12 protein-coding genes are annotated in these 11,101 nt (G+C 63.1%); 7 read left to right on the top strand and 5 right to left on the bottom strand.

Features of this window, described 5'->3' with window-relative positions; translation table 11 throughout:
* Positions 1-68 precede the first annotated feature (68 nt).
* The 3 genes from xseB to Q0562_RS10410 are packed head-to-tail and all read right to left on the bottom strand — an operon-like array spanning position 69 to position 2,096.
* A complete protein-coding gene (xseB, locus tag Q0562_RS10400) occupies positions 69-332 on the bottom strand; it encodes an exodeoxyribonuclease VII small subunit (protein WP_298644137.1) in 264 nt (87 codons plus the stop codon).
* Positions 329-1,273 carry a ribosome small subunit-dependent GTPase A gene (gene rsgA, locus Q0562_RS10405; protein ID WP_298644139.1) on the bottom strand — a complete coding sequence of 315 codons (945 nt, stop codon included), beginning with the start codon at positions 1,271-1,273 and terminating at the stop codon, positions 329-331. The genes xseB and rsgA overlap by 4 nt, the downstream gene beginning before the upstream one ends.
* Positions 1,257-2,096 carry a VacJ family lipoprotein gene (locus Q0562_RS10410; RefSeq protein WP_298644141.1) on the bottom strand — a complete coding sequence of 280 codons (840 nt, stop codon included), beginning with the start codon at positions 2,094-2,096 and terminating at the stop codon, positions 1,257-1,259. Before Q0562_RS10410 ends, rsgA begins: the two co-directional genes overlap by 17 nt.
* Positions 2,097-2,122: 26 nt before the next feature.
* Between Q0562_RS10410 and Q0562_RS10415 the strand changes: the two genes are divergently transcribed.
* On the top strand, positions 2,123-3,094 hold the full coding sequence (locus Q0562_RS10415) for a HemK family protein methyltransferase (protein WP_298644143.1): 972 nt from the start codon (positions 2,123-2,125) through the stop codon (positions 3,092-3,094).
* Between the two features lie 83 nt (positions 3,095-3,177).
* On the opposite strand, the gene Q0562_RS10420 is transcribed toward Q0562_RS10415, so the two are convergent.
* Both Q0562_RS10420 and Q0562_RS10425 read right to left on the bottom strand, forming a co-directional pair.
* Positions 3,178-3,678: a transferrin-binding protein-like solute binding protein gene (locus Q0562_RS10420; RefSeq protein WP_298644145.1), complete on the bottom strand. Its 501-nt coding sequence runs from the start codon at positions 3,676-3,678 to the stop codon at positions 3,178-3,180.
* Positions 3,675-4,484, bottom strand: coding sequence for a transferrin-binding protein-like solute binding protein (locus Q0562_RS10425; RefSeq protein WP_298644147.1), 810 nt, complete (start codon positions 4,482-4,484; stop codon positions 3,675-3,677). The genes Q0562_RS10420 and Q0562_RS10425 overlap by 4 nt, the downstream gene beginning before the upstream one ends.
* A gap of 246 nt (positions 4,485-4,730) precedes the next feature.
* On the opposite strand from Q0562_RS10425, the gene argC reads away from it, so the two are divergent.
* The 6 genes from argC (at position 4,731) to serS (ending at position 10,867) form a co-directional block, all read left to right on the top strand.
* On the top strand, positions 4,731-5,765 hold the full coding sequence (gene argC, locus Q0562_RS10430) for an N-acetyl-gamma-glutamyl-phosphate reductase (protein ID WP_298644149.1): 1,035 nt from the start codon (positions 4,731-4,733) through the stop codon (positions 5,763-5,765).
* Positions 5,766-5,787: 22 nt separating this feature from the next.
* Positions 5,788-6,999: a bifunctional glutamate N-acetyltransferase/amino-acid acetyltransferase ArgJ gene (gene argJ / locus Q0562_RS10435; protein WP_298644151.1), complete on the top strand. Its 1,212-nt coding sequence runs from the start codon at positions 5,788-5,790 to the stop codon at positions 6,997-6,999.
* 9 nt (positions 7,000-7,008) lie between these two features.
* Positions 7,009-7,896, top strand: a complete 888-nt coding sequence (gene argB / locus Q0562_RS10440; RefSeq protein WP_298644153.1) for an acetylglutamate kinase — start codon at positions 7,009-7,011, stop codon at positions 7,894-7,896.
* Positions 7,897-7,905: 9 nt separating this feature from the next.
* The gene (locus Q0562_RS10445) at positions 7,906-9,096 is read left to right on the top strand and encodes an acetylornithine transaminase (RefSeq protein ID WP_298644155.1); all 1,191 of its coding nucleotides are present in this window, start codon (positions 7,906-7,908) and stop codon (positions 9,094-9,096) included.
* 137 nt (positions 9,097-9,233) lie between these two features.
* Complete coding sequence (gene bamE / locus Q0562_RS10450) at positions 9,234-9,563, top strand: outer membrane protein assembly factor BamE (RefSeq protein WP_298644157.1); 330 nt, start codon at positions 9,234-9,236, stop codon at positions 9,561-9,563.
* Positions 9,564-9,574: 11 nt separating this feature from the next.
* On the top strand, positions 9,575-10,867 hold the full coding sequence (serS, locus tag Q0562_RS10455; protein WP_298644159.1) for a serine--tRNA ligase: 1,293 nt from the start codon (positions 9,575-9,577) through the stop codon (positions 10,865-10,867).
* The last annotated feature ends 234 nt before the right edge of the window (positions 10,868-11,101 follow it).

The following is an 11,101-nucleotide window of genomic DNA, read 5'->3' on the forward strand; positions in this document are numbered from 1 at the left end:
CCTTTCGCAAATATTTTACCAGATTTTTCGTTAACTGCTGTTTTAGAAGGAAATTATTTCCCAACTTTTTACTCTTCTACGTCTTCTTCGTACTTATCAACGTACGGCAGCAGTATTTCATCCTCCTCTTCCACCGCTTCTTCCCCATCTTCTCCGACGAGTGGACCCAAAACCTGCAAACGTTGTTCCGCTTCATTCATCTGTTGTTGGCACTCACGAAGCAGGATGACGCCCCTCTCATAAGTATTCAACAATGCTTCAAATCCCAACCCGCCTGTTTCCAGTTGGTCGGTAATCTCTTCAATCGCTGCCAGACGTTCTTCATAAGTCATGTTCGTTCATCCCAAAGCTGCAAAAAGCTGTGATAACGCGCCGCATGAATATTGCCACTCTCCAATGCAGCGAGCACGGCACAATCGGGCGCGGTGCGGTGATTGCAATCGGCGAAGCGGCAACGAGCGACAAGCCAGGCAATATCGGGGAAACCGCGCAGAATGGCCTCATGATCAAGATGATGGAGACCCAACCCGCGCACGCCCGGCGTATCGATCAGCGCACTCTTCTCATCGAGTGGATAGCGGCGCAGATTGGTCGTCGTATGCCGCCCATGCCCGGTTGCATCCGAAATCGCCCGCACCCACACATCCACATCCGGCTTAAGCGCGCGAATCAGGCTGGACTTTCCCACCCCCGACTGCCCGCACAACATGGTCTGCCGCCCTCGCAGCCACTGCTGCAACTCCGGCGGCAAGCTGCCATCGGCCACACTCGCATAAAACACCGGCACAGCCAAATCAACATAAGGGACTAGACGCTCTCTCAATGCGACCTGGCCCGCCTCTTCCAGCAAATCCAGCTTGTTCAGCAAAATGGCAGCGGTAATCCCTGCCTGCCGGGCGGCAATCAGATAACGGTCAACCAGGTTTTCCTGCCACGCCGGTTCAACCGCAATCACCACCAGCAACTGATCCAGATTCGCGGCAACTGCCTTGCATCCCCTGCCCTGCCATTTACAAAACACGTTACGGCGCGGCAGCACCGCTTCCACCACCGCCCGCCCACCGGCCCACTGCACCAGCACCTGATCATTGCATACCACATCACCGCTCTGCCGCCGCCAATCCGCTGCAAACAGCATCCCGTCGCGTTCCAGCACCAGGTGATAGCCGAGATGACAGACCACCGTGGCCACATTGCCCGCCTCCTGCGCCGCGAGCCTGTTCTCGCGTTGCGCGACAATGCGGCGTTGCTGCTGCTTACTGAGCCTGCTCACCGGCTTGCTCCTGCTCCTGCCGGAACACATCATCAAGCGCATCCTGCTCGCCCTTGCTGCGCAACTCGCCCGTCACCTGACCGAAGCGGTACTGTAACCACGCATCGCGCATCAGCGAATACTTATCGCTGCCCGCTTCATTCATCGTCTTTTCCAGCGGCAACAGCGCGGCACGAGACTGCACCACATTCACCCCGGTGAGCGACCAGAACACCTTGTCATCGCGCACATAACGCAGCGGTGCCGTGACCCGCAAATCGACCGCCCGCCCGACACCATCGCGCACCGTTGACGGCCCGAAGAACGGCAGCACCACAAACGGCCCCGACTTCACCCCATAATGCGCCAGCGTCTTGCCGAAATCCTCGCTGATCTTCGGATTCCCCATCGGCGTGGCGACATCAAACAGCCCGCCCAGGCCAAACACCGTGTTATCAATCACCCGCGCCAGAATCTGCAACGACTTGCGGAACTCCAACTGCAACACGCTATTCAAGAACGAGCCCATATCATCCAGATTGCCGAAAAAATTACTCACGCCGGACTTCACCGGCTGCGGCGTTACCACGTCATAACCCCTGGCAATCGGCTTCAACAAATACGTATCCAGCGTGTCATTAAACACAGACACCTTGCGGTTAAACGGTTCCCAGGGATCATACGAAAACCCCCGCTCATCAATCGCACTACTGCACGCTGCGAGCACAAACGACGCCGAAAGCACCACAGACCAACAAAAACGCATAAAAAACTCCCTCGTACAGCGGCCGGAAACTCCGTCGCCGTCGCCTTGCAAAACCGACAAAAAAATGCGAAAAAACAAGCCCGCATTCTAACAAAAAGGCTCCCATGCAACACCTCAGCACCCTGCTCGACTGGATCCGCTACGCCGCAAGCCGCCTCGCCTGTGCCGACATCGCCTACGGCCACGGCACCGACACCCCGCTTGACGAAGCCGCCGCCCTCGTCCTCGGCCTGCTCAATCTGCCCTACGATCTCAATCCCGCCTACTTCCCCGCCCGCCTCACCGCCGACGAAATTGCCGCCCTGCAAACAGCGCTTGATCGCCGCATCAACGACCGCATTCCCGTGCCCTACCTCACCCACCGCACCCTCTACGGCGGCTACGAATTCTATGTGGACGAACGCGTCCTCATCCCGCGCTCGCCCATCGCCGAGCTCATCGAACGCGGCCTCGGCCCGTGGTGGCAGGGCGACGCGCCGGAAACCATCCTCGACCTCTGCTGCGGCAGCGGCTGCATCGGTATCCTCGCGCAAATCCACCAGCCGCAGGCCGACGTCATCCTCGCCGACATTGATGCGGACGCCCTCGCCGTCGCGGCGAAAAACCTCGCCCGCTACCGCCTCGGCGACAGCATCCCGCTCCTGCAAGGCGACGGCCTTGCCGCGCTGGACGCCGCCATCGCCGAACTCTACGGCGTTGATGCCGCTGCCGCGCGCGCGCAAGGCGCGACCTATCGGGAAGCGACCGGCGGCATCGACTGGATCCTCTGCAACCCGCCCTACGTCGAAGAAAGCGAAATGGACGACATCGCCGCCGAATACCGGCACGAACCGCGCCATGCCCTCATCTCCGGCACCGACGGCCTCGACTTCACCCGCCGCCTGCTGCATGACGCGGGTGATTACCTGAGCGAACGCGGCCTGCTCGTGCTCGAAGTCGGCATGAGCGGGCAAAACCTTGAAGACGCCTACCCCGCTGCCGCCTTTGACTGGGCCGAACTCGCACACGGCGGCGCAGGCGTCTGCGTCATCAGCGCCGACGAACTCCTCGCCTGGCGGACGGCAGGCATCGTCTGATACTTGCCGCAGGGCGGGCTTCATCCCGGCCCTGCCCCCTTATCCTTTCCCGCGATGCGACTACCGCTGCGGCAGCACGAGGCTTACTGTTTTTGCGCGCCGAAGCTGCCGCTGACTTCCTGACGGCTGTCGTAGAAGATGCCGCCGACTTCCGCCGCTCCTTCGCCGTAGAAATGGCCTTTGCTGCGCACGATGCTGTCCGCTCCGGTGCTGAATGCGTTGCCGTCGATGTGGGCGTCAATGGTGACGGGGTCGAAGTGGATGGTTTCTGTTTGGTCGCGCGGTTGGCAGGGGCGGGTTGCGCCGCTGTAAGCGTCGGCGACTTGGCGCCCGATGGTGCGCGCCTCGCTTTCGATGCGGCCATGCAGGGTCTTGGCGGCAAAATCGGCGCTGAGTCGGGCGTGGCCGGTGGTCAGCCATTCGCCCCACCCCAGCACGGCTTCGCCTTTGTATTCGGCGCTGCCGCCGGTGGGCATGTTTTCGGTGAGACGCCTCTGGCTGAAGATGGTGATATGGCGCGAGGTACTGTTTCCTGCATTCACGAGGTAGCCGAAGTAGTTGTCGCGATTGTCAGTGCCACTCACGGCAAATTCGGCATAGCTGCGGTTTTGTAGAGGCGCACATCTTTCTGCCGGGTCGAGGGCTCGTTTTGCGCGATGTACTGTTCGCCCCGGTAGTCGAAGACGCCGGGGTAGGCGGCGTATTGTCCGGCGATAGTGCCGATTTGCGCGGCGTCGGTGCTTTGCGGGCGGTTGACGGCGGTTTGCAGGACGTTGCCCCGGTACACGCCTTGCGGCAGCGGGTTCTGCGCTGTGCCGCTCGCGCGCCAGATGCCGTCGTCGCGAACAGGCGGGACGGGCGGCGCAGGCGGTTGCGGCGCGGTGTCGTCTTTTTTCGCGCCGAAGCTGCCGCTGACTTCCTGACGGCTGTCGTAGAAGATGCCGCCCAGTTCGGCGGCGTTTGCGCCATAGAAATGGCCTTTGCTGCGTACAGGTTGCCGGTCGCCGCCGGTGAAGCCGTTGCCCTCGATGCGGGCGTCGATGTTCACGGTGGCGTAGCTGATGGTGTAGTCGCTGCTGCCGCTATGGCGGGTCGCGCCGCTGTGCGCGTCGATGCGGCGGCCGTTGGCGCGGAAGAAACCCGCCGTGGGGTTGCGGTCGTTGGTCTCCGCCTGATAGAGGCGCCGCCCGTAGCTGAACACGCCGGGCAAGCCGCGATAACGCCCTGCCACGGTGCTCATCTGGCTGTCGTCGCGGATGCGTGCTTGGCGGGTGTGGGTGGTGATGATGTCGTCCTGGTAGGCGGCATCGCGACGCAGCGGGTATTTGCCGTCCGCCTGCGGGGTAGAGATGGTCCAGATGCCGTCATCGGCGGTGGCGGCAGTGGTCATGGCGACGACAGCCGCCGCCAGCAGGAAATGCTTTATTTTTATTTGTATCTCAATATCTTATATAAAAGAAAGGCATCATTCTAAATAAACGGCAAGGTTCGCGCAATATGCCCTGCGGGCGTATTTCCCCGCGTTGTCATTGTCCGCGCGGGACGGGCGCCCCGGTTGCTATTTCGGCCTGTTTCGGGTGTAATCGCGAACTTGGCTTTAATTCTATAAATCACTACATGAGGGGAGAAAATAACCATGAGAGTCAGCATTATTGGTGCAACCGGCTACGTTGGCGCAGAATTACTGCGTATTCTTGCCGCGCATCCGCAGGCGGAAATTGTCCATATCACCTCGGAGAGCCATGCCGGCGAGTTCCCGGCGGTGGTATATCCGCATCTGCGCAGGCGCTGTCCGCTGGTGTTGGAGCCGATGGCCGCCGCTGCGGACATCGCCGCCGATTCGGAGGTGCTGTTTGTCGCCCTGCCGCACGGTCATGCAATGAAGCTGGGCAAGGCGGTGGCGCATCTGCCCGTGCGCATCATCGATCTGGGCGCCGATTACCGCTTCGACGATCCGGCGGTATATACGCAGTGGTACGGCCTGCCCCATGAACACGGCAATGCCGCGCGCGCCTATGGCCTTGCCGAATGGCAGCGGGAGGCCATCCGCAATGCGCGGATTATCGGCAATGCCGGTTGTTATCCCACCGCCGCCATTCTGGCGCTGGCACCGCTCGTGCAGGCGGGGCTGGTACAGACGGGCTCCATCATCATCGACGCCGCTTCGGGGGTATCAGGGGCGGGGCGGGCGGCCACGGCGGCCAATCATTTCCCCGAAATCTATGACAGCTTCAAGGCCTACGGCGTTGCCGGACACCGCCACACGCCGGAAATCGAGCAGGCGCTGACGGGGTTGTCCGGGGAAACGCAGGTGGTGTCGTTCACGCCGCATTTGCTGCCGATGGTGCGCGGCATCCTCGCCACCTGCTATGCCACACTGCGCCCGGGCGTGAGTGCGGATGCGGTGGATGCCGCTTTTACCGGGTGCTACGGTGCGGAACCGTTCATCCGCCTGCTCGGGCGCAACGGCTATCCGACGACAAAGGCGGTACGCGGCGCGAATTTCTGCGACATCGGCTGGCATCTCGATCCGCGCAGCGGCCGCGTCATCGTGCTGTCGGCCATCGACAATCTGGTCAAAGGCGCGGCGGGGCAGGCAGTGCAGAATTTCAATATCGCCTGCGGCTTCGCCGAAGACACCGGCCTCGGCCACATCCCGCTTTATCCCTGAACCAACCATAGAGAGGAACCCCATGTTTTCCAACGACCGGACACCAACCGACATTACTTTTCCCCGGGGCTTCCGCGCCGCCGGGGTCAGCGCCGGTATCAAGAAAAGCGGCAGGAAAGATGTCGCCCTGATTTATTCGGATTATCCGGCAGCAGCGGCCGCCGTGTTTACCCGTAACCTGATGGCCGCCGCACCGGTGCTGGTGGCTCGCGAGGCCGTGGCCGACGGGCGGGCACGCGCCATCATTGCCAATTCCGGCGTGGCCAATGCCTGCACCGGCGCCCGGGGGATTGAGGACGCCCGCGACATGGCGGCCCACACCGCCGGACGCCTCGGCTGCCGTGCCGACGAAGTGGTGGTGGCCTCCACCGGCGTCATCGGCAAACCGCTGCCCATGGACAAGTTGCGCCCGGGCATCGACGCGGCGGTGGCGACACTCTCCCCCGCTGACGGCGGCGCGGCGGCGGAAGCCATCATGACCACCGATACCTGCATGAAGACCGCGACGGCGGAAATCGAACTGGGCGGCAAAACAGTGCGCTTCGGCGTCATCGCCAAAGGCTCGGGCATGATTCAGCCCGACATGGCGACCATGCTCTGCTTCATCAGCACCGATGCGGCCATTGCCCCGGCGCTGTTGCAGGAAGCGCTGCGCGGGGTGACGGAAACCACCTTCAACATGATCGCCGTTGATGGTGACATGAGCACCAACGACATGGTGGTGGTGCTGGCCAACGGCGCGGCAGGCAACAGCGAAATCACCGACAGGGGCGACGATTACCGCCGCTTCCGCGCCACCCTGCACGACCTCTGTGCCGACATGGCGCAACGCATCGCCGCTGACGGCGAAGGCGCGACCAGATTCCTCACCATCCGTGTCGGCGGGGCGCGCGACTTTGCCGCCGCCAAGCAGGTGGCGATGAGTGTCGCCAAATCGCCGCTGGTGAAAACCGCCTTCTTCGGCGGGGATCCCAACTGGGGCCGCGTCGCCGCCGCCGTGGGTTATGCCGGTGTGCCGCTGGATCCGGCGCGGGTAAGCATCGCCTTCGGCGGCATCACCGTCTATCGCGACGGCATCGGCCCGGCATGCGACGAGGGCGCCCTGCGCCGCGTCATGCAGGAGCGGGAAATCACCCTGACCATCGATCTTGGCGACGGCGATGCCACGGCCACCGTGTGGAGCTGCGATTTCTCCTACGATTACATCAGAATCAACGGCGAATACCGCACCTGAGGAGGCCCCATGCAGACAGCACAAAACAAGGCGGGCATCCTCGCCGAAGCCCTGCCCTACATCCGCGCCTTCGCCGGCAAAACCGTCGTCGTCAAATACGGCGGCAACGCCATGACCGGCGACGACATCACCGGCAAAGTGATGGCCGACATCGCCCTGATGAAATATGTCGGCATCCGCCCCGTCATCGTCCACGGCGGCGGGCCGGACATCACCGCCTGGCTGGAACGGGTCGGCAAAAAAAGCGACTTCATCGGCGGCTTGCGCATCACCGACGCCGAAACCGCCGCCATCGCCGAAATGGTGCTGGTCGGCAAAATCAACTCCGCCATCGTTGATGGCCTGAACCGCCACGGCGTGCGCGCCGTCGGCCTTTCCGGCAAAGACGCCCACTTCATCCGCGCCCGGAAAAAAGCGGGCACCGTCCATGATGCCGACGGCGGCACCCGGAGCGTGGACATCGGCTACGTCGGCAGCGTGGCGCACATCGACACCGGCCTCATCGAAGACCTGCTGGCACGCGATTACGTGCCGGTGGTGGCGCCCATCGGCTGCGGCACGGCGGGCGAAACCTACAACATCAACGCCGACACCGTCGCCGCCGCGCTGGCCGGCGCATTGCGTGCCGAAAAACTGCTGCTGCTCACCAACGTCGCCGGCATCTACCGCGACATCAATGACCCCGCCGGCCCCGTCTCCACCCTGCGTGCCGACGAAGCGCGGGCGTGGATAGCCGACGGCACCATCGGCGGCGGCATGATCCCCAAAGTGGAAGCCTGCCTGAGCGCACTCACCGGCGGTGCGCACAAGGCGCACATCATCGACGGCCGCCTCGAACACGCCATCATCCTCGAACTCTTCACCTCGGCCGGTATCGGCACCCAACTCGAACCCTAAGGAGTCCCCATGCACCATGCCATCTACGACCGGGACGCGCGGCACTACCTGCCCGTCTTCAAACGTTACCCCCTCATCCTCGACCACGGTGACGGCGTTTACCTCTACGACAGCGAAGGCAGACGCTACCTCGACTTCCTTGCCGGTATCGCCGTCAACGTCCTCGGCCACGCCTACCCGCCGCTGGTGGCCGCCATCGCGGCACAGGCGGCGCGGCTCATCCACTGCTCGAACCTCTACTACACCGCCGCCCAGGCCGAAGCCGCCGAACGGCTGACCGCCCTGAGCGGCCTCGACAAAGCCTTCTTCGCCAATTCCGGCGCGGAAGCCAACGAAGGCGCCATCAAACTGGCGCGCAAATACGGATACCGCCGCGACCCGCGCAAAACCACGATCATCACCGCCACCGCCAGCTTCCACGGCCGTACCCTCGCCACCCTCACCGCCACCGGTCAGCCCAAATACCGGGAAGGCTTCGGCCCGCTGCCGGAGGGCTTCCGCTACGTCCCCTACGGCGACGGCGACGCGCTGGCGGCGGCGATGGACGGCAACACCTGCGCCGTACTGCTCGAAACCGTGCAGGGCGAAGGCGGCGTACACGTCCCCACGCGCGACTACCTCAGCCGCGTGCGGCAACTCTGCGACGCACACGGCGCCCTGCTCATCCTCGACGAAATCCAGAGCGGCGTGGGGCGCTGCGGCAGCTTCTTCGCCTACGAAGCCTTCGGCATCCGCCCCGACATCGTCACCCTGGCCAAAGGCCTCGGCGGCGGCGTGCCCATCGGCGCCTTCTGTGCCACGGATGCAGCGGCGGCGGCCTTCACCGTCGGCGACCACGGCACCACCTTCGGCGGCAACCCGCTGGCCTGCGCGGCCGCCAACATCGTCATGGACACCATCGCCGCACCGGACTTCCTGCACCATGTCCGCGTCATGGGCGATTACCTGCGCACCGGCCTCGACCGCCTGCGTGCCGCCTACCCAAAACACGTGCGCGATGTGCGCGGCCTCGGCCTGATGCAGGGTCTCGAACTGCACCATGACGGGCGCGCCGTGGTCGATGCCTGCCTGCACGAAGGGCTGATCATCAACTGCACGGCGGGCAACGTCCTGCGCTTCGTACCGCCGCTCATCATCGAACGCGAACACATCGACACCCTCATCACCACCCTGCACGCCGTCCTGGCACGCACCGCCTGAGCCTGCCATCCCGCCGTTTCCCGATGGGAAAACGGCGGGAAAAACAGACATTTCCGCACGTTGCCGCAAGCGCCGCACCTATGGCTTCATCAGACCGCCCATATATAATGCACGCTTCGACCAACACAGGAACCACCATGCGCATTGCCACCCTCTGCCTGCTCGCCCTCGCCCTCGGCGCCTGCCGCAGCTACACCCCGTTCCTCTACAAAACCGACGTCATCCAGGGCAACGTCTATTCCGACGCCGACATCGCCCGCATCCGGCAGGGCATGCCGCGCACCGAAGTCGAGCGCCTCCTCGGCACGCCGCAACTGGTTGACCCCTTCCACCCCGACCGCGCCAACTACCTCTACCGCTACTTCGCGGGCGACAGCAAGCACACCTTCACCCGCCGCCTCGTCGTGTATTACACCGCCGACAACACCGTCGCCCACGTTGAGCAACAGAACCTCACCGCAAAATAAAGGAACACCCCATGATAGACAGCAAACTCCTGCGTCAGGACGCCGCCGCCATCGCCGCGCGCCTGGCGACACGCGGCTACGAATTCCCGCTCGCCGAATACCGGCGCCTCGAAGAAGCGCGCAAAACCGCGCAAGTCGCCGCCGAACAACTGCAAGCACGGCGCAACACCCTCTCCGCACAAATCGGCCAAGCCAAGCGCAACGGCGCAGACACCTCGACACTGATGGCCGAAGTCGGCGCGCTGGACGGTCAGCAACAAGCCAGCGAACAAGAATACGCCGCCATCCAGAACGCGCTGGACGCCCTGCTTGCCGCCGTGCCCAACCTGCCGCACGAGAGCGTGCCGGTTGGCAAAGACGAAAACGACAACGTCGAAGTACGCCGCTGGGGTTCGCCGCGCGTCTTCGACTTCCCGCCGAAAGAGCACGCCGACCTTGAACACATCGGCCTCGACTTCGACGACGGCGCAAAAATCGCCGGCGCGCGCTTCACCGTCCTGCGCGGCGGCCTCGCCCGCCTGCACCGCGCCATCGCCCAGTTCATGCTCGACACCCACACGCGCGAACACGGCTACACCGAAATGTACGTCCCCTACCTCGCCAACGCGCAAACCCTCTTCGGCACCGGGCAACTGCCCAAATTTGAAGAAGACCTCTTCAAAACCGCCCTCGGCGAACGCGCCTTCTACCTCATCCCGACCGCCGAAGTCAGCCTCACCAACCTCGTCGCCGACACCGTCCTCGACGAAGCCGACCTGCCGCTCTACATCACCGCGCAGACCCCGTGCTTCCGCTCGGAGGCGGGCGCGCACGGCAAAGACACACGCGGCATGATCCGCCAGCACCAGTTTGAAAAAGTCGAAATGGTGAAAATCGTCGCCCCCGAAACCAGCTTCGACGAACTGGAAAAACTCACCGCCAACGCCGAAACCATCCTGCAAAAACTCAACCTGCCCTACCGCGTCGTCCTCCTCTGCACCGGCGACATGGGCTTCTCGGCGACCAAAACCTACGACCTCGAAGTGTGGCTGCCGGGGCAGGGCAAATACCGCGAAATCAGCTCATGCAGCAACTGCGGCGACTTCCAGGCGCGGCGGATGCAGGCGCGCTACCGTCCGCAAGACAGCAAAAAACCGCAGCCGGTACACACCCTGAACGGATCCGGCCTCGCCGTCGGCCGCACCCTCGTCGCCATCCTCGAAAACTACCAGAACGCCGACGGCAGCATCACCATTCCGGAAGCACTCATCCCCTACATGGGCGGCCTCACCGAAATCCGCCCTGATACCAATTCCAGGAAATAAAACGACGTTCGCAGGGCGGGTTTCAGCCCGCCAGCCGCATGATTCCGGCGGGCTGAAGCCCGCCCTTGTATTAGAGAAACGCCCCCGCAGGGTGATATAGTTAAATAGCAAAAAAACAGTAACCATAAAAATCATGACCTATCCAGCCCATATTCGTAAAAAAATCCTTGCAGAACTTTAAGATAGCACCTATCGCGAAGTGGCGGCCAGGCACCGCATCAGTCCCAACACCCT

Origin of the sequence: uncultured Cardiobacterium sp., from assembly GCF_938028825.1 — a bacterium.
GTDB lineage: Bacteria > Pseudomonadota > Gammaproteobacteria > Cardiobacteriales > Cardiobacteriaceae > Cardiobacterium.